This window comes from Aquimarina sp. Aq107, assembly GCF_943733665.1.
In the GTDB taxonomy this organism is placed as follows: Bacteria; Bacteroidota; Bacteroidia; order Flavobacteriales; family Flavobacteriaceae; genus Aquimarina.
On the sequence record NZ_OX030782.1, the window covers coordinates 5,285,692 to 5,309,310 of the forward strand.

Genomic DNA, 23,619 nt, shown 5'->3' on the forward strand with positions numbered 1-23,619 from the left:
AATTAGTTATAGTTGATGTTTGTGTGTCTTCTTTTCCAAAAAGGAGATGAGGTAAATCGACTTTCCTGGTTATAATATTCTTGTCTCTTTTTCTGGTATCCTAGATAATCATTTGTTATGATTTGTTGATATTTATGTAATCCAGATCGGTTACCTTTTAAATCATCTAAAGTTGCGTAGGCAGCAAATTGACTCATAGCTAAAGATTTAAAAATTCCTAAAGATGAAATAGGGTCATAACTAGATGCTGCATCACCTACTGCTAGCCAAGAGTTGCCTACTACAGAACTTAAATATTGTGTGTGTGCTGCGACCACTCTAGGTTCCGAAAGTTTTTTTGTTTTGCGTGTCCTAGAATAGGTATAACAGGAATTATAAAGCAGTTCATTAAAAACAGTTGTTTTTTTTAATTGCATTTCATTGGCAATGTCAGTATCTGTCATGTATCCAATTACAAGTGTTTTATTTGGTAAAGTAGCGCTGTACCACCAACCGTATGGATCAGATTCTACACAAGTTCCATTTCCTAACCTAGATTTATTTTCATTTTGATTAGAAATATCGTAAAAGCGATAAATCCCAACCATTTGATCTTCCTTTATTTTAAAAGTTTTTTGAAGGCAAGAAAAAGCAGCTTTTTTTCCTGTGGCGTCAATTACGAAGCTGGATTTTATGGCAGTTTGTCTTTTCTTAGTGTTAATTTGTAGGTACCAATAGTTTGAGGTCTTTTCTGAAGATATTACGCTTGTCTCGAAATAGGTAAAGACTCCTTTTTTTTTAGTTTCTTTAATCATAAATTGATCAAAAACTATCCTATCTAAATGCCATCCATATCCATAAGGAGAATATATATATTCATTATGATATAATTCTGAAGAACCCCAAGCTGCAGAAGTTCCGTATGCATTGATGAAATTACATTTTAAAAAGGATTTCCATATGCCTAAATTTTGTAATTGTTGAGATGCGTGTGGCGGTAATGTTTCTCCTATTCTATAGGAGGTTGGGTCTTCAGTTTTTAGTTCAGAAGCACGCTCGATAATTGCAATGTTTAGGTGTGGAGCTTCATTTTTTAAAGAAATAGCGGTAGCACATCCAGCAACACCTGCGCCGATTATAATTACATCATATTTGATAGCGTCGTTGTTCATTAACTTGGGTCTTGTTTTACAGCGATCCATTGAGCAACTACTCCAGCTGGAGCTGTTGATTTTCCGTTTGGTCCCGTTGGATGTGGTATTTCTCTAACAATTGATCCAACAATAGCTGGTCGCTGATCTATACCGTTCATCCAATTTGGCACATAGTATCCCAAATAATTATAGATCCATTCGGCACCACCTACAATTCCTTTTCCCTGAAACTGTAGTGTAAAAGGATTTCCATATCCAATACTACCTGTTAGTTTAAGTTCCCATCCAGGACCGTATATTAAACCATCTAAGGTCTGCATAGGCGCTTCGTTTATTTTGATATTTCCTCTTCCAAATTCTAAAGAATCAAAATCTGCATCTAGATCAGGATTGCTTAGAAAACTTCGATACGTCCATGTTCCAGTTAGGATTTCAGGAACTGAATTAATTGGTGTGTTCATAATGTCTTAATTTCTGTTATTTTCCTTATTAGATTCTCCAAAACTTTGCCCTAATACACGATCTCCTGGTTTTACAGGTTCTCCTAAAGCTTCATTATTACGTTCTATCTGATAAAATTGTCTTGTAATTCCGGTTCCTTCAGTTATTAAAAACCCTAGGTCTTTCCAGGCTTGAACCATTTGTAAATCTCCAGCATTGTTATTAGGGATTCCAGATGCCCAATAAACCTGTGGACCATTTAGGGATTCAGGCACTACAATAGGCCTGTGAGCAGGCCACCAAGGAATGTTATACGCTATTTGCTGTTCTACCGGATCTCCAACGGATTCAGGATAAATAGTATTCCATTTTTCATAGGTGGTATTTATATTCTGAAATGTACATTCATGAAAATCTGCTTGCCAAGGAATTCCTATATATTTGGTAAGATCCCCTGGTTCTAGACCTTTAGAAAGGTTTGGAGCTGCACTGCCATCTTGATTGGCAATAGGTTGAGGAAGGCTTAGTCCTCCTGCTATATATGTAGCGTGTTTGATTCTATACGGTTCACTATAGATGGCAGGATTATCTACAATCCAAGAGAGTTCTCCTCCTGGACAAAAAGCACCGCCTAAAACATTACTCAGTACACCTCTGTCAATTCCAATTCCAGTTTTAGGCGGACTAGACCAAGGATTGGTGCATTTTTTATTATTTTCTCCCCACTCAACACATTCATTTACAAATTTTCCGCTAGCCCATTGTTTTAAAAAGAATAATTGTGTTTCTGTCATGGATAGAAACTTTTGAGGAGCAGTATTACTAAGTGGATTATCACCACAAAGCATTGGCATTAAACGTGGTTTGTTTGAAGTAGAATTATAATTGCCTTCCACTTCATAGTCGTTTAGTTGATCGGTTTGCCTCATAATCCCTAAAATAAATTGTCTTAATCTGTAATAAGGATCTTTTCCATTTTCTGGAGGAATAGAAAGTGTTTCATAATTCAAATTTCCTCCAGTTCCTCTATTATGTGGGTCTCCACCTCCAAAAAAATCAAAAACAAAAGTGTATTTGAAGTCATCAGGCCTTCGTAATTGAGGCCATAATTCTTTGTAAAATTTTGGATAATAATCTGGGTTGTATCGGGCTTCGTTTCTCCAGATGTCTAGCTCTTCTGGAGTTTGTGGGTTATTGTTTTCTTTGGTGAATGGAGGTACCCCGAAGACTTGTGGATCATATGCCATTTTACGAACAAAAAGATCATACATCTTTTCATCCATTGTGATCATATCTTCCATTTCAGGAACATATCGTGGATAACCAACCACAACCCAAGCAGGAACCTGTACGTCCATAGTTCCAGTAGTTTTGGTTTTTATTTCTTTATCACCTTCATAAGTAATATCTGTGAAGGTGTACTCGATTTTTGCAGTCACAGGTCCATCTGAAATATCATCAAACCAGCCATTGTTATTAACAAAACTTTCTATAACAGGAGTTTTTGTGGAGCCTGAATTTCCATTTCCTCCTAATACAATCAATCGGATGTTTTTTTCTTGCTCATTCACTAATAAACTACCTAATGTTTCTATAGAATTTGGTTGTATATCCGAAGGAGGAAAAGTTTGTGGATATGATACTTTTTTATATTTACTAATATCCATTTTTTTACTTTCTGAACCGAATTTGGCAAAAGCACCTTTATTATTTTTAAGGTTTACTGTTAGCGGTCCTGGATCAATAATCAGTTGTCTTCTTAAGTCTGGTTGCGTAACTTCAGGATTTCTAAGAGGATGATTAGGTGCATATCCTTGCTGTCCGTTCGTTTCTTGAAACTCATACCAAGAAGCTTTTTTGTTAGCTAAATGTACTGTCCAATCAATGTCGGTTACTTTTCCTTGGACTATCCGAGGAGCTGTTACAGCAGTTTGATATACAAAATCATAAGTTCCTCCTATTTTAATTTCTTCTCCTTGAGTATCTTTTTCGCTTTTATAAGCAAATACTCTAAACCTTGCTGCTTGTTTTTTAATTTTAGAGAGATCACTACTATCTTTAAAAGAGCTTACTCTTATCGGATTTCCTTTTGAGTCTTTTTGTTCTCTTCCCATTTCATCACAGGCAATAGGTAATGTCCCAGGTTGCTCTGGAGTAAGATAGAAGTCATCCTCTGTATTACCAAGTCTTGCAATTCCAATACTTGGATGAATTTTAAAAGTAGTATATGTGTTGTCCATTATATGTTGCTTTTATTTAGTCCATGAAGTTTAAGGATACACCATCGATATATACCGCATTATCAATCTGTTTTCCATCAATACCTAAGATCACTAGTTGTATTGTAATATCTTTATCGCCATTGTTTAAGAGGCGTTGTACAGCATCGGTAGCATTAATTTTATAGTTTCTGGGTTCATGGTGGTGTAGTTGTCTATAATCAAATTGTCTTGTTTTGTCCAGAGGTAAATTACAATGTCCTGGACCTCCATAACAGCTTCCGTGAAACGTAGAAATTTCTTCTACAAAGTGTTCATTCCCATTAGTAGGAGTGTCGATAGTAGCCTCAGGTGAGTTTAAGAATACTCTGATATGAGCATTTTGTAGATTTCCTCGTTGTACTCTATGAATTTTAATTTCTGCTTTGCGATGCGTATCTAATGTATTTGAAGAAACTTTAGTCGGTGCGCTATTAAATTTTATTAATCCTACTTTACTTGATACATCATAAAAGACAGAATCTTTCATATAGGTATATCCTAGTTTTTGAATACTCATAGTATCCTGAACTGTCATAGACCACGGTGCTAGAACCGCATTCATTTCTTGAGGAGTTCCAGTATGTAATTCCTGCCATCTAGCCCATAATCGATCAACATTAGAATGATGTGCCCAAAACAACGGATCAAAAGCCGTTATTCTATTGTCTGTCATCCATCCATATATTGGATTTTCCTTGCTTTGAGGATCAGGAGTTAGCTTTAACTTTTGGTATATTTTTTTCCATTCATCACTATTATCTGGGTAAGTAGGATTAGTGCCACCAGAGAAGTTATGCATACCATTATGTACTTTTTCCAAAGATCCATAATGATGATCGTATGATGGTCCTCCTCCAAAATCACCAAAGTTATCCAATGAAAGAAGTAAATTGATGTCATCTTTTGTTGGGTATTGAGAAAGAGGTCCCATAGATCCTGGCCATCGATTCGGGAACCATAATGGATTAGTTTCTTTTAAAGTGTCGTAAATGGTTCTTATTTTGTCTGACCATACAGCTACATTATTTACATTGATAATTTCGTAAGGAATTCCTGCAGCTTTTAAGAAACGTAAGCCAGAATTGTATATGGTACCTTTTTTTACAATTTTTTCTAATGCCGAAACTTCTTTTTTATTTAGTATGGATTTACCTTCAGAAGTTTTTTTGTCTTTAAGTTTGTCTAATCCTTTTTGAGTTAGATAACACCCATAAGCTTCTGGGAGTATTCCTAGATCGTATTCCTTATTATTAAAGGTGTTTTTGTTCTGATCTGCATAGTCAGTCCATGACCAATATGGCAAAGCAATATTTGGGTCATAATCTTGTAGTTTCTGCTCGAAAAAATATAAATATAGTCGATGCCAAGTGGTAAATTGCTCCCATCCATGCTGACAAGAATCTGTATGAATCCTTGCCCAATAGTCAAAACTTCTTTCATCTTGCCAATAATCCGTATATTGAAACATACAGTTTAGCGCTTCTCTAAACGTTTTTAGCTCGTCAGGAGTTAGTGAACTTACTTCTTTTCTGATCGTTAACCCTTTATTATCTCGATGATCTTTATTGGTTTTATTTGTAGATACTTGATGCAGTAATTCTCCCTTAGCAAGTGCTACATGATTATTGGTAGTAGAAGCTCGTAGTATTTCTGATTGATTATTTTTCTCTTCCTCTAGAGTTAAGGGACAATCAGCATCTATCCAGTTAGCAATAGTCTGTATTTGATCCGTTGAAGCAGAGGCATCTGCATCCCATAATAGTTTTGGGAAAATACTATCATCAAATGGATATTGACCTTTAAGTCCTATAATAATGGCAGAATGATCACTTCGTTTTTCAGTGGGATTATTGCCACCGCCGCTAGAACCTCCCGATGGCCAGCAATCTCCTATTGATTCTAATGTAGGTGGCTGTTGCACAGCAGTTACGGCTGGTTGTAATGAAGCTGTATCGGAGGCCTTTTCTTTTGATCCGCAGCATCCAGTATTATTATTAGCAGGTTGTTTTGATGAGATTGATGAGGATGATGATGAACTCTTAGTTCCACAACATTCATTAGGATCTTGATTAGAGTCATTACCACCTTTAGGCGCAATTAATCGTTGTCCATATAAGGAGGCCTTCATAAAAGTTTCTGGATCTAACCAAAAAGCATGTAACCCTTGATAACTAGGAACTGTTTTTCCTTGTAATAAATTAAGGATTTCTTTTACCTGTTCATATTGAGATTTTATTTTCTTTTTACCAGACATAATAGTGAGTTATATTTTAGTTAAGCCCTGCTTCTCAAAGCTATATATTTAGGGGAATTTTTAGTATAGGTAGAAACACCTGTTTTATCGTTTTTAATTCGTGTTTAGTTTTGAAAACAGGAGTTTTTACGCTTTTTATTGTTTGGAATAATGATGGAGCTTTGAGGAAACACCTCCTTATATTTTTTTAAATTCTAAATAACAGGTCTAACTAATATTCCATTTTAGAAACAAAAAACGAATGTAATTGACTATAGCGCGAATTACTTGTTACAGGCATTTGCGCAAGGAGGAAAATTTACACAGTTATCCTATAATCAACAATTTTGATAATAACCAGATTAAATGTCCATTATTAAGTTTCCACATATTTATGTGGCTTTTTTTACACTTCTTTTCTAAGAGGCGTCAGAAGAGAGTATGTTTTTATGAATTAACAAACATTTTAAGTCATAAAATAATTTTATGTTTTATATTGAAAATATAAATAAAAATATATGAAAAAATGTTCTCACTTTTGTTTCGAGTTTAAACAAAATTTTACGTAAAACGTTGCTTAACATATTGATGAAACTGAATTTTTATTCGGTTGAAAACAGAAATGTAATTGTAAGCTAAATATCACTTGACATGAAAATAATTAATAAAATTTTTCTTGCTGGTTTATTCTTTATAATTCTTCTTTTATCCTCTTTACAGGATTATTTATTTATGAAAGAATTAGTTATATCAGGTTTTGTAATTCTTGTTGTTTTTATTTTTCAAAGTATAAATCATAAGAAGAATCAAAACCTAAAAAGTATTTAGAAATTAAAACAAATAGTAATTAATAAAAATTGAAATTATGGTACTTACAGATCAAAAAGTTAAACTAATGGACGGAGTTTTTAACCCATCAGAAGCATCAGATATCCTTAACATTTTTATAGATAAAAAAATTAATTTTCATAAGCTACAGAGATTATGTATTACTGAGCAAGATTGTAATGATGATACACCTCAATTATATAGTAGGATAGATGAATTAATGAAAGCAAAAGAATCAATAAGAGAGACTATAATGGAAGCTCGAAGAGAAGGTTTGGAGTTGCAGATTGAGAGTGATATCCAAATTACTTTAATTAAAAAATAATCTAATAATTTTTAAACATATCCAAACTTAAAAAGTAGATAGTATTGTCTTTATTATGGATTTACATTTATTAATTGATAATTTAACTAATCCTGCCTTATTATTTTTTTTCTTAGGAATTATAGCAGCACGACTAAAGAGTGATTTAGAAATTCCAGGAAACTCATCAAAATTTATTTCTTTATACTTATTACTATCTATTGGATTTAAAGGTGGTCAAGAACTTTCTCATAGTGAATTAACATTAGAGATCATATGGTCTCTTATTTTTGGGGTAGTATTGGCACTCGTTGTGCCGATATACACATTTTTTATTCTAAGGCGAAAGTATAGTATAGAAAATTCGGGGGCGATAGCTGCGTCCTACGGTTCAGTAAGTGCGGTAACTTTTGTAACCGCACTTTCTTTTTTAGAAATGGAGCAAATCTCTTTTGGAGGACATATGGTAGCCGTTATGGCTATTATGGAAGCGCCTTCTATTATGATAGGTGTTCTTTTAATGTCGATAATGAATAAAAATACTAAGGATGCTATTCCGTTAGGAAAAGTTTTAAAGCACGCATTAACCAATGGAAGTGTTTTACTCATTATTGGAAGTTTGGTCGTAGGGTTTTTGGCAAGTCAAGAGCAAGCTGCAGATATAAAACCATTTACAACAGATATTTTTAAAGGGTTTTTGGCAGTATTTCTATTAGATATGGGAATTACCAGTGGAAAAAAGATTTCTTCTTTCTTAAAGAAAGGTTGGTTTGCAGTACTCTTTTCTATAGTGATCCCATTGTTTAATGGTATTCTAGTAGCCTTAATTAGTACTACTTTTATCGAAAGTATTGGAAATAGGTTCTTATTGGCAATCTTAGCAGCTAGTGCTTCTTACATAGCAGTGCCTGCAGCTATGAGATTAGTTGCACCAAAAGCAAATCCAGGTCTTTATGTTCCAATGGCATTAGCAGTAACTTTTCCATTTAATATTACAATAGGGTTACCTTTATATCTGTATTTGGTACAAATATTTAACTAGTAATAATGGATATATTTTAAAACAGGTTCAAGATTTTAATCTTGAACCTGTTTTGTTTATGATGAATAACATAACTATTTATTATGTTATAAGGCATATGTATTAATCTTCTATATATACCTTATCAATTAAAAAAATGAAACTTGTCTTTAATTATTTCATCTTTTTGTTCCTCAACATATTTTAGAAAAGCTTCTGCGACTAAAGAAAACTTTTTGTTTTTTAACCAAATTAAATTCCAGATTGATTTTATAGGGAAACCTTGTACAGGAATGATTTGTAAACGTCCCGCTTCTAGATCGTTTCTGATACCAATAAGAGGCATTATTGAATATCCTAACCCTGCAATTACTGCTTGTTTAACTGCTTCGTTAGAAGTTAATTCCATTTTTTTTCTAACAGGAAGATCATTTTTTTCTATATAGGTTTCCATAGTATGTCTGGTTCCAGAACCAGACTCTCTATAAATTAAAGGAAGTTCGGAAAATATGGATTTTTGATATTTTTTCTTTGTAAATTTTTCTGAGGTGTTACCTACTAGATACAATTGATTCTCCATAAGTTTTGTTTTCTCAATTTGTAGATGTTTTGGTAATACAGAAACAAGAGAAAAATCAACATTATTTTTTTCTAAACTATTAACAACCTGTTGCTTATTGGTTACATCAAGGATGAGGTCTACACCTTCATGTTGTTTCATGAAATCTGATAAAAAATAGGGTATAATATATTTTCCGGTCGATACAACAGAAATTTTCAAAACACCGGATAGATGGCCTTGATACGCTTTTGTTTTGTAACTAATTTGATTGACTTCATCTACTATTTTTTGAGCTGCAATTGCAATTTCTTTTCCAAAATCGGTGATATAAAGTTTTCTTCCGATAACTTCAGTAAGAGGAATGGGAAATTGATCTTGAAAGTTTTTGAGTTGAATTGATACAGCGGGTTGCGTTAAATGTAATTCTTCGGAAGCTTTAGTAATACTTTCTTTCTCCGCAATTTTTAAAAAAATTTGCAGCTGATGCAATGTATAATTCATAAATAAAGTTAATAGATATGATTACAAATATAAATAAAAATATATGAAAAATCTGTTGTAAATTAGAGGTAAGAGAGAATAATGTGAGAGTGTGAATTAATATAAGGATAGAATAGATTTGCCTAACATTTTTCTTCGTTTTATTTAGAATTAAAAGTTTCATTTAAAATGTATTTTCTATGGATTTATTAAAAAAAGCACGAGAGTTTCAGAAGAGAAGTATGAGTAATATGAGTACAAGTGATCGAGTTTCTGCATCCAGAGAAGCTAAATCATTAGTACTAAGTATTAACGAAATTTATAAGAAAAGTAAAGATCCCTACTTAATGGATATCATGAAATTGATAACAGAGAAAAAACGTAAAATCGATAAAAGATTAAAAGGAAGATTATCTGTGATATGATTCTTTATAATTCTAAAAAACATCGTAAGATTAGCCAAAATTTGAATTAGTTAGAAAGTTATAAAACGTCCAAAATAGTTTTTTGTTTGTAATGCTTTCATTATTGATTGCTTAAAAGTAGTTATTTACTTAAATAACTACTTTTTTATATTATTTTTAATTTGTAGATAATTATTTAAATAAATGAACCACTGACAAGTGTAAAACATTTATATTGACAATAAAATAGCCTCCACACTACAAATGTAATTAAGAATACAGCAAATACAATCACATGAAATTAAGCACACTCGACTATACTATTATCATAGTTATATTACTTACTACATTATTTATCGGTCTGATCGTTTCAAAAAAAGCAGGTAAAAGTACATCAGAATATTTTTTGTCAGGTAGAAATATGCCTTGGTGGTTATTAGGGTTCTCTATGGTAGCAACTACCTTTTCTACTGATACTCCAAACTTCGTGACGGACATTGTAAGAAAAGATGGAGTTTCTTCTAATTGGATGTGGTGGGCATTTTTGATTACAGGACTCCTAACGGTTTTTATATATGCTAAATTATGGAGAAGATCTAATGTTAGCACAGATATTGAGTTTTATCAACTACGTTATGGAGGTACTCCTGCAATTTTTCTTAGATCGTTTAGAGCGCTTTATCTAGGTTTGGTTTTTAATGTTTTTGCAATGGCTGGTGTTACTCTTGCTGCAATCAAAATAGGTAGTATTATGCTCGGTTTAGAGCCTTGGGAAACTATAGTTTATGCGGGAGTGATTACTGTTATATTTAGTGCTCTTGGAGGTTTTAAAGGTGTTGTTTATACTGATTTATTATTATTCTTTATAGCTATTGTAGGAGCAATAGGAGCAGCATATTATTTAGTGAATATACCAGAGGTTGGAGGGCTTCAGAATTTAATAAAGCATCCTAATGTGTCTGATAAGTTGTCCTTATTGCCAGATTTTAATGATAAAGAAGCACTTATAACACTATTGATAATTCCTTTAGCAGTGCAATGGTGGAGTTCTTGGTTTCCAGGAGCAGAGCCTGGAGGTGGTGGTTATATAGCGCAACGTATGTTAGCTGCTAAAAATGAAAATCATGCAATCGGAGCGACATTCTTTTTTAATATTATGCATTATGCACTGCGACCTTGGCCATGGATTTTAGTAGCGTTAGCTTCGTTGATTGTATTTCCAGATATAGCTAGTATTCAAGAAGCTTTTCCAAATGTAGCAGAAGATAAATTAGGGCATGATTTAGCATATTCGGCTATGTTAGCAAAATTACCAAGTGGACTTTTAGGATTGGTATTTGCTTCTTTAGTTGCGGCTTATATGAGCACTATATCTACACATCTTAATTGGGGATCTTCTTATATCGTAAATGATTTTTATAAACAACAAATAAAGAAAGAAGCATCCGAGAAAGAACTGGTTATGGTCGGAAGAATATCAACGGTTGTACTTATGGTTTTAAGTGCATTGTTTGCATTGTATCTTAAGAATGCAAAACAACTTTTTGATATTATCATCATGTTTGGAGCGGGTACAGGACTTATCTTTATTCTTAGGTGGTTTTGGTGGCGAATTAATTCTTGGAGTGAGATATCAGCCATGATTATTTCAGGAGTAGTTTCATTAATATTCGCTTCTCCGATTGGAGATAGCGTATTTGGAGATGATGCAATTATGTCAAGTTGGGCAAAGCTTCCGACAGTTGTGTTTATAACAACAATTGCCTGGATAACTATAACTTTATTGACAAAACCAGAAAGTGATAGTGTTTTACAAAACTTTTATAAAAAAATACAACCAGGAGGACCTGGTTGGAAACATGTTATTACAAAGGCAAAACGAGATAATATTGATATTGCAGATAATATAGAAGGATGGAGTGTGCCGTCTGGTATACTAGCATTGTTATTAGGATGTTTCTTGGTATATGGAGTGCTTTTTACAACTGGGCATATAATTTATGGAAATTTACAAGAATCATTAATTATTGGATCAGGAACTGTAATCTCAGGTATTTTATTAGTAATAGTTTGGAGAAAAATAGGTAAAGATCTTATTGTTTAATCAGTTGTTTTTATAAATATTCGATTTTAAGAAGTGTCGTAAAATTCCCTTTATTTGGCGGTTTTGAGATAGTTAGTAGACATAACCAATAGTAATTTTGATGTAAGTAATCATAAATTAAATGTGGTATGAAGGCAACTAGTATAATCAAACATGAGAAAAACTTTTTTGATACCGGTCGAGATTCAGCTGGAAAAGAATTTTTATTAACTCGTAAAGAGGTTCCGATTCAAGGTGCCTTGGAGATGATGTCTTATACGCAATGCAGACCTAAAAATGGTGATTCATCATTTTATGTTCAGGAAAAACATACCAAAAAACAAATAGTATTACACTATACAGCAGGCTATTTAAAAGGGGATATAGCAGCTTTGTCTAAGCCTAATTACAGAGTCTCCGTACCTTTTATTATTGCTAGAAATGGTACAATACTTAATATGTGGTCTTCTGCATATTGGGCATATCATTTAGGTTCTAAAGCAGTAGGAGGAAATACTAAAGGAGGTAAAAGAACCATCGGAATCGAGATGTCTAATATTGGGTTTTTAAAAAGAATCGGTGATCAATTAGTAACCGTATACAATGATACTGATGTGTATTGTCATATAAGCGAAACTAAGTTTTATAGAAAGTTAGATATACCTTTTCGCGGAGAACAATACTTTGCCACATATACCGCCAAGCAGTACAAAAGTTTACTTGTATTACTTCGTTATTTAACTTCAGAATATGATATTCCTACTACGTTTTTGCCAGAGGATAAACGATATGATATAGTGGCAGAAGAAGAGTTGGTAAACTTTAAAGGGATTACATCTCATGTGAATTATCGATCTACTGGCAAATGGGATATAGGTCCAGCTTTTGATTGGAGCTTAATTATCAATGGGTTACATGATTCTTAAAGTCGGAAAATTACTTGCATTTGCCGTTTTTGTCATAACAAGATAAGCGTGGTTTGCCATAATTTTGATTCAATCTTAATCTTAGTATTAATTCTTTAAAACTCCCTAGATATGAAAAATAAGTATGTGTGTTTGATTAAGTTTTGCATATTAATTATGATATATAGTTGTGCAAGCTACGGTCCAAAAAATAAAGATCTGTCTTTGGTTTTGTCCAAAACCCAACAAGCTATTAGTGGTTTAGAAGGGAAAATAACTGCTACAAGTGATAATAATCTACAAGCGGCTTATAATGAATTGATAGAAAAAAGCACTACGCTATTTCCTGTTTTAGAAAAGTGTAATGATAAATATGCACTTACTCCAGCATATGTGTCAACCTTAGAAGCTACAGAAAATACCTTAAGAAATCTGAATGAGCAGTATGAAACAATAACGGATAAAACGTTTGTTTTAAAGGCAATATCAAAAGATTATGAAGCTAAACTGCAGACCATAAAAAATACAGCACAAAATAATGCGACCACAACAATTAAAGTGATGGTAAACTCCAGTGAAAATGAAGGCTTTTTTGTTTTTGGGAAATTATCTTATGAGCAGGATTTGGATATTAAACGCTTTCGATTTAATCAACCAACACAAAACGCTTCTCTAGATTTTGTCCCTGGATATTATCTGTTTTGGTTGGAAAAAGACGGATTAATAGGAGAACCAGAATTGCATCTAATTATGAGCAATTCTGGAGAAGAAGAAAAACAGCTAGTGCTAAAAACCCCAAAATAATTATACAATGCTAGTAAATAGATTAAAAGAAGTTTGGAAAGAAATAACATTATTAAGCACCTGGATTGCATCTATTACAGGAGCATTTATTATTCCGTTACCTTCTTGGTATGCTACAGATGACAATACTGCTTTTCTTATGAAATTTGGAGTTTTTATCGCGACTGCATTGGCTGGATTTCTGATCTTGTATTCATTAAGACATAAAATGATTAGAACTTGGATGCGATTATCACTTCAATTTTTACTAATGTTTGTTGGGATCTATGCGACCTATCATTTTTTTAGAGAGGCGAATACACTTCCATATGTAGATCATGACATTGTAATCGGTAGTGAATTGATAGCGAACAATCCATTCGATACTTTTAAGGAATCTCATGGATTTTTACCAGAAAGAAAAGAGCGCATGTTGATCCTGTTAGGAGATCCAGAAAAAGCATGGACCAAGGATAGTATTGTAAGTAATAGAGTTCAATTAATAATAATGCTATTTCTTTGTTACCTATTGTCTGCAGGGTTTATTATCTCTTTTTGTAACCTAATTATCCTGTACAAGGAAAAATATAAGATTAAAATTGAAGAAAACTAAAGAATTCCTATAAAACAAAATGATATGCAGATAACTAGAAATTCAACTAATAATCAAAACTTAAAGCATAAATTATTGAAACCAGTATTTTTTTTATTTCTAAAATACTTATGTTGATTTATTGATATGTTTTACGATATATTTACGAATAGATTAATTGATAAAAATTTGACCTTGTGAAAAATACTACTACGAGTTTAATCCTGCAGATTGTAGCACTACTTTTTTTAGTGGTTATTGGGTATCTGATCTTTAATTCTAGTTCTAATTGGAAGATATTATCATCAGAACTGAACAAGGCAAAAGAAGAATTGAAGCAATCAAAAGAGGTAATTGCAACAACCAAATCTCAGTTAGAAAGTTCTAGAAAAGAATTTGAACAAATGAAGACTCAAAAGGATTTAATTATTCATAAACGAGATTCATTAATACTCTCATTTAAAAGGAAAAATGCTAAAGATTGGTCCGAATTAGAACGTATCAAAGACTCTATAAAGCTTACGAATGATCAATTGGCAAAAGACCGAGCAATATTAAACAGTGTTTTTGGAATAGAACAATAAAGAATATTTAGCTATTAGTAAATTAACTATCACATGAAAAAAATCATCTTCATCCTCTTATTTCTATATACATCGGTATCTTTTTCTCAGGAGATCGATTCCCTTAAAGTAATTGAAATTCCTGAAAGTTATGCCAACTTTAAAGGAGAACCTTTTATTGTAAAAAAAGATAGCCTATATCTATTTAGAACTCCTGATGTATTTTTAGTCAATAAGAAATCTTTTTTAGCCATTAAGAATGTGTATCAAAGTACCTTAGAACAGGATAAAATGACTAAAGAATTGATAGAGAAATATTCACAAACATTGCGCAGAAATATTGATTTAGAACGTAGTTTACAAACTAATTTTGCTGCTAGCGATAGTCTAGATCAGAAGGTATATGAAAAGACTCAGGCGACTTTGTTAAATACCCAAAAAGCGCTAGACTATACCATAAACAGTCTAGAGAGAGCAACAAACAGTCTTGATATTGTAGATAAAGCTGCCAAAAGACAAAGAAGAAAAGGTGTTTTTGAAAAAATCCTTATCGGTGTTGCGGGTATTGGAGTTGGAATTCTGGTTGGAGTTTCATTGTAAAAATAATCATCATATTTTTATAGTATAATCTTAAAGAATAGTTATACAATCTTATAATACTTCATTTAACATTTCATATTAGTTTCTTTAGGGAAATGATGAGTAGTTTTACAGTAAACTGAAAAAATACTAATAGCACCTTTTGTAAATACTTTTTAATGACTTTTTCTAAAGTTTACTTTTTTCAAATCAGACTGTATCAATATAAAACAAGTCTAATAGTTTGTATTATCCTAGGACTTTTTTTATCACCTAATTCTTTCTATGGGTTTCAGAAATTAGAAAAGGTCGATAGTCTTCGTAATTTAATAAATACAAATAGTAGAGAGAATGCAGAAAAGGTAGATTTGCTTAATACCATAGGTTTTGAGTATTGGATTGTGGATGCAAATCAGTCTATTAATTTTGGAAAAGAAGCATTGCGTATATCTAAAAAAATTGGATATAGTAAAGGTCATGCTAGAGCAAACCGAATAATCGGAGTAGCTTACTGGGCACAAGGACATTTAAATAAGGCTTTGACCTACCTCAATACATCCTATAAATTATATAGTAATATAGAGGATCAAGTAGGGTTAGCAAATACAAAACTCAATATAGGGATGGTATATGCTGATCTCAAAGAATATACAAAAGCATTAAATTTTTATGAAGAAGCAATTAATGAATTTACTGCTTTAGGTTTAAAAGGGAGAATAGCAACCACATTTAGCAAAATAGGAACTATTCTTATAGAGCAACAAAAAGATGAAGAAGCACTAAGGTATCTTACAGATGCATTGCGGATGCATACGGATACCAATTTTACCTATGGGATAGCAGAAGCGCATAATAAATTGGGAATATTATACCTTCATAAAAACGAAATAGAGCAGGCCTATTACCATATAAGAAAGTCGATGGATCTTGGTAATAAAGTCAATGATATTGATGGGTTAACTAATAATCATATAATTCACGGGAAAATTTTAAGATTATCAAACAAACTTGATGAAGCTGCAATCGAAATTCAAAAGGGATTGACATCTGCAAAAGAGAATAAACTGAAAAAATATGAACTATTTGCATATGAAGAATTAAAGGAAATCAAAAAATTACAAGCTAAACCAGAAGAAGCTTTGGCTTATTATGATAAATTTATTTTTCTTAGAGATTCTCTTTTAAATTTAGAAAAGTCAAAACAAATTGCTTACCTAGAATTCGAGAACCAGTTAGAAGGAAAAGATAAAGAATTAGTAGCGCTTAAGGAACAAGAAAAGAAAGATGATTTAATTCAATTGATTTTATTTCTAAGTGTTGTTATTATATCAATATTTGGAGGTGTTATCTATTTTATAAGTAGACAACGAACCAAAAAAAGTAAACTATTAGCTTTAAAAAATCGAGAACTTCTAGAGTCAGAACATGCACTTACTCAGAAAGAATTAGAGAACTTAGCTTTAAAACAACAAGAATTGCAACAGCAATTAGATTTTAAGAATAAAGAACTTTCTTCATATGCACTTAATTTTATAAAGAAAAATGAAATTGTTCAGCAATTACAAGAAACTATTCAGAAAATTAAAAAATCCTCTTCTATTGAAAAGCAACAGTTAATTACAGATCTCAATAAGATAATTAGAAAGAACCTAAGTATTGATAAGGATTGGGAAGATTTTAGTCGATTTTTTGAGGATGCACATCAAGGGTTTTATGTTAGATTAAAATCAAAACATCCAGATTTAAGTTCGAATGATTTAAAAATTTGTAGTTTAATTAGGTTAAATCTTAACATAAAAGAGACTGCTAGTATTTTGGGGATATCTCCCGAAAGTGTAAAAACTGCTAGATATCGTCTTCGTAAAAAAATAGAATTAGATCCTAAACAAGAAATTCTCACCTATTTATTACAGTTAGAGCAGTAAGTTGTATAAATATAGTGAAGTAAGAGTAATTATATTTAAATATTTGAAAATCAGATAATTAATTTTTTAATGTCTACCTAATGTACCCCTTATATGCATCTTGTTTTTCATTTAAGTGCACACATTGTATACGTGTTTTAAATTGCTGTCTTCATAAGGCTTTATAATTTTATAGTATTCTAAAACCTATTAAATTATACTCTTATGAAACCTAATACTAGATATATAAAAAGTGGCGAAGTAAATATTGCTTATCAGGTTTTTGGATCTGGAACTGTAGATTTGGTATATATTCCTGGATGGATCTCAAATATTGATTATATGTGGGATTGTCCAGAACTTGTTAACTTTTTACAAGAATTAGGAAAAATTGGAAGAGTAATTTTATTTGATAAAAGAGGGACAGGTCTTTCTGATCGTATTGCTACATTTCCCACGTTAGAGGAAAGAATGGATGATATCAGAGCAGTAATGGATGCTGTTGGATCCGAAAAAGCTGTATTATTTGGTCATTCCGAAGGAGGTTCTGTATCGGCTCTCTTTGCCGCTACTTATCCTGAACGGACTATTTCTCTAGTTTCTTTTGGGATATTTGCCAAAAGAGTTTATAGCTCAGATTATCCATGGGCACCTACTAATGAGGAACGCCAAGAGGTGTATGATATGATCGAAAATAATTGGGGGAGTGGGGATATGAATCTCGAGGCACTTGCCCCTTCTAAGGCTAATGATAAAAAATTTATGGATTGGTTGGCTAGTTATTTTAGGTCAGGAGCAAGTCCCGGTGCTGCTATGATGTTGACAAAATTAAATACACAAATTGACATAATAGATATTTTAGGTTCCATTAATGTACCTACTCTTATATTACAGCGTACGCACGATATTGATGTAAAGATTGAAGAAGGAAGATTTATAGCCGAACGTATTTCAGGAGCAAAGTTTGTAGAGTTAGAAGGAAATGATCACCTCTTTTGGGTAGGTGATACGGAACGGGTTCTTCAGGAAATAAGGACATTTGTTTTGGATATAAAACCTAAACCTGTTTATGAAAAAAAACTGTATACTTTTATGGTTGGACATATACGTACTCCAATAAACCGAGATAATGAATTACATAAACTCATAAGAGAATGTGTAGCTAGATATGGAGGAAATGTAGTGATATATGGTAAAAATACGTTTACATTAACTTTTGAAGGGCCTAGTACAGCAATCTATTGTAGTTCAGAATTATTGGAAATTGTTAAGAGCACCAATGCACAGATATCCATTGGGGTTGATATTAAGGAATGTTCTATAAAAAATTGTATTTGTGAAGAAACAGAAGATTTCGTAACCTTAGTAACGAAACAGAGTACACCTAATCAAATTATAGTAACTCAGACGGTAAAGAATTTATTAATAGGAGTGAATATGAGCTTCATACCTTATGAAACAATTTTTAAAACTGAATTGGGAATTTCTTTAATACTTTTTAAGGCAACTCAAAATCTTCCGATAAAAACGAATGCAATTAATCAAAATAAATCTCCCTATCAAGATTCTTTTTTACAAAAAGTGATTCAAAATATTAATCATCATTTAAGCAATGATTATTATGGTGTAACAATGCTTTGTACCGAAGTAGGGGTAAGTGAACGACAATTGCAACGTAAACTTAAGGCAAGTACTAATATGTCTCCTAATCAGCTAATTTCTTCAATTCGTTTAAATCGAGCAAAGGAATTGATTATTGGTCGACAGAATACCATTGCGGAGATCGCTTTTCAGACTGGATTTTCTAGTCCGTCATATTTTTCTAAACGTTTTAAAAAACAATTTGCTATTAGTCCATCAGAGTTAGTTAGTTAACCGTAGTGATTAAGGAACATTTATTAATCTAGAGTTTATCAAATATTTTAACCTTTAAGATAATATTTATGATACAGTGCTTCTATTATAGTAAGATTTAGTGGTTTTATTAAGTATTCAGGAGCGAAATATTTAGGTTTAAAAACTTGAGAATATTCTTTATTAATTGACGAAGAAAGAATAAATATTTTTGTCTTTACTTTTTTAGAATAAAGTTTTTCAAATCTTTCGAGTAACTCCCAACCATTAATATTGGGCATGTCTATATCTAAAAAAATGATATCTGGTTCAAAAGATTGATCTTTTTCGAATCGCTCAAGTACCGTATTTCCGTTTATAAATTCTTCTATACGTTTAAAACGTTTTGATTTTAACATCAAATATTTGTTGAGGAAATTAGTTGTTTTATTGTCATCAATAAGTATAGTGTGATTAATCCTAGACATGACTCCATTTTTAAAATGAGTGTTAATATACATAAGGTATCAAATAGTGGTTAAAGTTTTGGTATTAAATTATTTAGGTATATCGATGAAATAAACAATTTTCCGATAGGATGTAATTATTAATTATCTTGTTAGTTAATTTTTAAGTGGATTTTTTGTTATTAAAATGGAATCACATACAGATTCAAGATCACCAGATGATTATAATCTTGCCTTATCAGATGGAAGAGCTAAATCAACAAAAGAATATATTATTTCTCAAGGAATTGATTCTAGTCGAATAGAAAGTGCTATTGGTTACGGAGAGACACAATTGATTAATAATTGTGGAAATGAAACTCCTTGTTCAGAAGCAGATCATCAACTTAATAGAAGGTCAGAATTTATTATTACTAAAATGTAATTTGATTCAATATTACAATTGTAAAAAACAAATAAAATAAAAAGAGCCGAATCGTTTGATTCGGCTCTTTTGCAGTTTGAGCAGATCAACATTTATCAAAACTTCGTTGGTTATCATTATTTTGTTGTTCAACAAAAACAATTGTATTAGAAAAAGAATAAAAAACAAAATCAAAGTGCTTCTTTTAAGTAATCAATTATTGAAAAACTCTAATTCTTTTAGAGTGTACTTATCTTCCTTTCCTCTAGTAAGTTGCATGGTTCTTACGATTTCTAATGGGTAATATTTTTCTAAGATTTCGTTATCTTTTATTATTGGATGGTATAAAAACTTGATCTCTTCTGTAACATACATCGATAGTGTAGTAAACATAAATATAGTTTGTCCGGGATCACCAACAGCACTATCCGGAGTATAGTTGTAATTTACTTTATAACAGTTGTATCCGTTAATAATTTTTTGGTCTTCTCTAATTTCTTCTCTCCTAATGACAAAGTACTTTTCTTGCGAATATTTCCTTTGATTTAAGACAATTGAATCTTTTTCTTCATATGTGTAAAAGATAGAATCTTCTCTTTTTAAACCAATAGTATGATTTTCATCTTCTAATTTAAGAGCGGTTTCCAGCATGCTTGGTATTATTACTTGTATTGCAGGTTCAAGAGCCTTTTCTGCTTTTTCAAGATCTTCATCTGTGTTAATCTGATAATTTGTCATCGCTTCAGCCATCATTGATGAACGAACAATTCTAGCAACGCTTTCTTTTACTTTTGATGAATCTAACTTGTTCGTTTTTATAAAGCTTATTTTGCTTATTTCTTGGGAATAACCTATGAAGGAAATAATTATAAATAAAAATAATAAGTTACTTCTCATTTCTAAGTTTTTTGAAATTGGGACCAGTTTTATAATACTAGTCCCAATATATCAATATCTAGACTTTATTGGTAGTTAGAATGTTTGCTAAATCTAGAAATCCAACCTCCTTCTATCATGTGTTTTGCTTTAAGCATCTCACTAATCTCCACAAAATCTATCATTCTATCATTGTCTTTGTAGAACATCTTGTATTCTTTTCTTTTTACTCCAAATATTATATATCCATCAGGTTGCCTTCAAAATCTCTATATTGATCCGGTTGCCAATAATCAATAAAAAACTTTAATAAATTATCCCAGTTTTCTTGAATACGATAATATTCATAGATTTCTCCTTCATATGGAAAATTAAAGACACAATTATTAGAGTTTAGTTTGCCTTCACCACCAAGAGAAGCTCTAATAGTACATGATAAAGAATCTTTAGGAGCACCATTCCAAAAACTAATTAAAAACGAATCTTTTGTTAAAGCAGTTTCTTCATAGTCCGCATATTTAAAAAACTGTTTTTTAACAAACTCATACTCTAATATTACTTTGTTTATTAAAGCTTCCTCACGGGTATTTCCTTTTAAATACCAATTTCCTAATCTAGAATCAAATTTTTTTAATTCTTCCAGAAAATCAATAAAAGCTTCTGTTGATTCTTTTAGGTTTTCTTTTCTATTTAACCAAATAACACTTATTTTATTTATAATCTTCATTTATCTTGGCGTATGTTTCAATATAATATCATAATTAAAGTCTTCCAATAATTTTTCGAAAACTCTTCTAACGGATTCGTGTTCAAAATGCCACTCTATAGGTAAATCACCTGCGGCTTCTCTTTGATTTTTTGCTTGACGTAAAATGGCTTCCTCTCCAGTAAAAAATGGTTTAAAAGTATCGGTTGTCTCATCTATAAAATTTAACATCCCCGATTTAGCATCAACTAAAACAATCTCTTTTAATCCATCAAATTTCACATTTTCAAGAACAAAACTTTCATTCCAAGATTTACCAGTAATAAATTCTTGATAGCTTTTTGCAGCATCACTCATAGATTCGTTAACTATTTTCCATTCTCCTTTTGCTATAACTTTTAAATAATCTGATAAAACCTGTGCAGTAATTGTACCCCCTCCTTTTATGGCTAAAAATGCACCGCCATTAGAACTTGGTGCCAATACTGCTACTATATCAAGAAAAGTTACCGCAGCATCTAGGTAAGATTGATACCATTCTCCTTCTGGTACTGCACGCATTTCTAATCCTTCATATCTAATCTTAAACAATTTACCTACAAGCTCATCACTTATTTCATCAGGAACGATTACACCAGAGTTTTCCATTATGATTTTTACAAATTTGCCTTCTTCTTCATCTGAATAAAACAAATCTTCTGTCATTTTTACCAAATTAAACATAGCATCATGAAAATCATATACTATTGAACCAGTAAACCATGCCATTTTAACTGCTATGTCATCATTAGGGTTGCAACACTGTTCATAAGTTGCGCCTTCTAATGCTATTGTAAGCGCTTGAGGAATGTTGTCATCTAAAACTGCCTGAACAAATCTTTTTTGTTGATTGTTGCCGTTTTTAAGTATCTCAATAGCTTCATTTACAAAATTGGCAGCCTCCTGAGTCCAGTTGTTTTCATAACCTAAAGTTAAAATACTGGTTGCTTCTTCTGAAGATATTAAATCGTTTTCAAGGGCTTCATTAGTTTTTAGTATAAATTCTACTGCTCTAACCGCGTTATCGCTTTCTAAAAAAGAAATTCTTTCCTGTTTGTCTCCATCTCCATTCCATAATTGATTTGAAATTGCAATAACAATCTCTTTTGCTAATATTAATTTTTCTGGCTCATCTTTAAACTTCCATAAAAATTTCCCTGCTGCATTTGCAATATCTTGATTTAATGAAAACGTATAAAAAAAAGACTCTGGGGCAGTAAGACCTAAATAAGTAACTAAGTCTATAGAATCTACCGCAAATTGACCACTTGTATTCAGGCAACTTCCTTCCTCGCTAATAGGGCAGTCACTATTTCGATTAAAGGATTTTATATCTTGATAACAATATACCATGATGTTAGTTATTCTTTCACAATAACTTTCGTGAGAACCACTTTCCGTACAAAGATATTCAATACTTGAAGTTATTAAACAATTAACTCCACCTCCTCCACTTCCTCCTCCATTAGAGTCCGTATCTCCATTATTACCTCCGTTACCATTGCCGTTGTTGTTATTGTCGTTGTCATCCGGATCATTGTTTCCTGACCCTCCAGAACCGCCACCGCCAACGGGAAAACCTCCAGAATCTTGAGACCCCAAATCAGAACAAGGACAAGGAGGGTCGGATCTCTCAGTATCGGTGTCTAAAAATTCCTCAAAAGAGTATTTGTTGATTACGCCTTGAAAACCTTCAAAGTTTTTGTCTTCAAAAAAATAATCTTTAGCAAAATTCTCTTCCATATTATATTCTAAAACAAAAGATGTAGTTGTCTTTTGTCCTAAGGGCTTACTTACTATAAGGTTATAAAAGGTATCAGGTTTTTGGTTTTTAGGGATTATTTTAAAAGTATAGTTGTAGTTTCCATTTATATCTACAACTTCTATAATATCTCCTAAAGGAATATATCCAAAAGGAGTTTCTATAAGAGAACCTCCATTCTGAGATTTTTGACTATACTTATTCATTTTGCTTGACAAGAACTCCTTAAGAATAGGAGTGTTTTTAGCATCTACAAATCGAGTACCAGTTTTCACCGTACTATCTTCAGTTGGAATTTGTAGTTCTTCTTTTTGACAATTTGTAAAACAAGTCAATAAAAGTAGAACTAAAATGCCTTTTGTGAATTGTTTAAAATAATTTTTCATATTTACTTTCTTTATAAAACCTAATCATTAGGTTTTTGTTTCTAGAAGTAAGTGTCAAACTGATGTGATAT

General features: G+C 31.9%; 21 protein-coding genes and 1 pseudogene. 12 read left to right on the top strand and 10 right to left on the bottom strand.

Going from position 1 to position 23,619, the window contains the following annotated elements:
• Positions 1-2 precede the first annotated feature (2 nt).
• The 4 genes from NMK29_RS22875 to NMK29_RS22890 are packed head-to-tail and all read right to left on the bottom strand — an operon-like array spanning position 3 to position 6,089.
• Positions 3-1,151 carry an NAD(P)/FAD-dependent oxidoreductase gene (locus tag NMK29_RS22875; RefSeq protein WP_159092319.1) on the bottom strand — a complete coding sequence of 383 codons (1,149 nt, stop codon included), beginning with the start codon at positions 1,149-1,151 and terminating at the stop codon, positions 3-5.
• A complete protein-coding gene (locus NMK29_RS22880) occupies positions 1,151-1,594 on the bottom strand; it encodes a hypothetical protein (protein WP_108804918.1) in 444 nt (147 codons plus the stop codon). The genes NMK29_RS22875 and NMK29_RS22880 overlap by 1 nt, the downstream gene beginning before the upstream one ends.
• A 6-nt stretch (positions 1,595-1,600) precedes the next feature.
• Positions 1,601-3,814 carry a LodA/GoxA family CTQ-dependent oxidase gene (locus NMK29_RS22885; protein ID WP_108804919.1) on the bottom strand — a complete coding sequence of 738 codons (2,214 nt, stop codon included), beginning with the start codon at positions 3,812-3,814 and terminating at the stop codon, positions 1,601-1,603.
• Positions 3,815-3,830: 16 nt separating this feature from the next.
• Positions 3,831-6,089 (bottom strand): tyrosinase family protein, encoded by a 2,259-nt coding sequence (locus tag NMK29_RS22890; protein WP_108804920.1) that lies wholly within the window; start codon positions 6,087-6,089, stop codon positions 3,831-3,833.
• A gap of 844 nt (positions 6,090-6,933) precedes the next feature.
• Between NMK29_RS22890 and NMK29_RS22895 the strand changes: the two genes are divergently transcribed.
• A complete protein-coding gene (locus NMK29_RS22895) occupies positions 6,934-7,221 on the top strand; it encodes a hypothetical protein (protein WP_108804921.1) in 288 nt (95 codons plus the stop codon).
• 55 nt (positions 7,222-7,276) lie between these two features.
• Positions 7,277-8,242, top strand: a complete 966-nt coding sequence (locus tag NMK29_RS22900) for a sodium-dependent bicarbonate transport family permease (protein ID WP_108804922.1) — start codon at positions 7,277-7,279, stop codon at positions 8,240-8,242.
• 124 nt (positions 8,243-8,366) lie between these two features.
• Here NMK29_RS22900 and NMK29_RS22905 read toward each other — a convergent pair whose 3' ends face one another.
• On the bottom strand, positions 8,367-9,284 hold the full coding sequence (locus NMK29_RS22905) for a LysR family transcriptional regulator (RefSeq protein WP_108804923.1): 918 nt from the start codon (positions 9,282-9,284) through the stop codon (positions 8,367-8,369).
• A 179-nt stretch (positions 9,285-9,463) separates the two neighbouring features.
• Here NMK29_RS22905 and NMK29_RS22910 point away from each other — a divergent pair, with 179 nt between their 5' ends.
• The 9 genes from NMK29_RS22910 (at position 9,464) to NMK29_RS22950 (ending at position 18,951) form a co-directional block, all read left to right on the top strand.
• On the top strand, positions 9,464-9,688 hold the full coding sequence (locus tag NMK29_RS22910; RefSeq protein WP_108804924.1) for a hypothetical protein: 225 nt from the start codon (positions 9,464-9,466) through the stop codon (positions 9,686-9,688).
• 274 nt (positions 9,689-9,962) lie between these two features.
• The gene (locus tag NMK29_RS22915; RefSeq protein WP_108804925.1) at positions 9,963-11,771 is read left to right on the top strand and encodes a sodium:solute symporter family protein; all 1,809 of its coding nucleotides are present in this window, start codon (positions 9,963-9,965) and stop codon (positions 11,769-11,771) included.
• A 128-nt stretch (positions 11,772-11,899) separates the two neighbouring features.
• Positions 11,900-12,676 (top strand): N-acetylmuramoyl-L-alanine amidase, encoded by a 777-nt coding sequence (locus tag NMK29_RS22920; RefSeq protein ID WP_108804926.1) that lies wholly within the window; start codon positions 11,900-11,902, stop codon positions 12,674-12,676.
• Positions 12,677-12,787: 111 nt separating this feature from the next.
• Positions 12,788-13,459 carry a hypothetical protein gene (locus NMK29_RS22925; RefSeq protein WP_159092320.1) on the top strand — a complete coding sequence of 224 codons (672 nt, stop codon included), beginning with the start codon at positions 12,788-12,790 and terminating at the stop codon, positions 13,457-13,459.
• Between the two features lie 7 nt (positions 13,460-13,466).
• On the top strand, positions 13,467-14,051 hold the full coding sequence (locus NMK29_RS22930) for a hypothetical protein (RefSeq protein WP_108804928.1): 585 nt from the start codon (positions 13,467-13,469) through the stop codon (positions 14,049-14,051).
• 176 nt (positions 14,052-14,227) lie between these two features.
• Positions 14,228-14,614: a hypothetical protein gene (locus NMK29_RS22935; RefSeq protein WP_108804929.1), complete on the top strand. Its 387-nt coding sequence runs from the start codon at positions 14,228-14,230 to the stop codon at positions 14,612-14,614.
• Positions 14,615-14,647: 33 nt separating this feature from the next.
• Complete coding sequence (locus NMK29_RS22940) at positions 14,648-15,193, top strand: hypothetical protein (protein WP_108804930.1); 546 nt, start codon at positions 14,648-14,650, stop codon at positions 15,191-15,193.
• Positions 15,194-15,351: 158 nt separating this feature from the next.
• Positions 15,352-17,097 carry a tetratricopeptide repeat protein gene (locus tag NMK29_RS22945; protein ID WP_108804931.1) on the top strand — a complete coding sequence of 582 codons (1,746 nt, stop codon included), beginning with the start codon at positions 15,352-15,354 and terminating at the stop codon, positions 17,095-17,097.
• Between the two features lie 204 nt (positions 17,098-17,301).
• Positions 17,302-18,951: an alpha/beta fold hydrolase gene (locus NMK29_RS22950; RefSeq protein WP_108804932.1), complete on the top strand. Its 1,650-nt coding sequence runs from the start codon at positions 17,302-17,304 to the stop codon at positions 18,949-18,951.
• A gap of 47 nt (positions 18,952-18,998) precedes the next feature.
• Here the strand turns inward: NMK29_RS22950 and NMK29_RS22955 are convergent, their stop codons facing one another.
• Complete coding sequence (locus NMK29_RS22955) at positions 18,999-19,397, bottom strand: two-component system response regulator (RefSeq protein WP_159092321.1); 399 nt, start codon at positions 19,395-19,397, stop codon at positions 18,999-19,001.
• 160 nt (positions 19,398-19,557) lie between these two features.
• Between NMK29_RS22955 and NMK29_RS22960 the strand changes: the two are divergent.
• Positions 19,558-19,800, top strand: a pseudogene (locus NMK29_RS22960) (OmpA family protein); the annotation flags it as partial.
• Between the two features lie 192 nt (positions 19,801-19,992).
• Here the strand turns inward: NMK29_RS22960 and NMK29_RS22965 are convergent.
• The 4 genes from NMK29_RS22965 to NMK29_RS22975 form a co-directional block, all read right to left on the bottom strand.
• On the bottom strand, positions 19,993-20,676 hold the full coding sequence (locus NMK29_RS22965) for a hypothetical protein (protein ID WP_108804935.1): 684 nt from the start codon (positions 20,674-20,676) through the stop codon (positions 19,993-19,995).
• Between the two features lie 65 nt (positions 20,677-20,741).
• Entirely contained in the window at positions 20,742-20,864 is a 123-nt protein-coding gene (locus NMK29_RS23835; RefSeq protein ID WP_255411833.1) for a hypothetical protein, read from the bottom strand.
• A 29-nt stretch (positions 20,865-20,893) separates the two neighbouring features.
• Entirely contained in the window at positions 20,894-21,382 is a 489-nt protein-coding gene (locus NMK29_RS22970) for an Imm52 family immunity protein (protein ID WP_108804936.1), read from the bottom strand.
• Positions 21,383-23,548 (bottom strand): Tox-REase-5 domain-containing protein, encoded by a 2,166-nt coding sequence (locus NMK29_RS22975; protein ID WP_108804937.1) that lies wholly within the window; start codon positions 23,546-23,548, stop codon positions 21,383-21,385.
• Positions 23,549-23,619 lie beyond the last annotated feature (71 nt).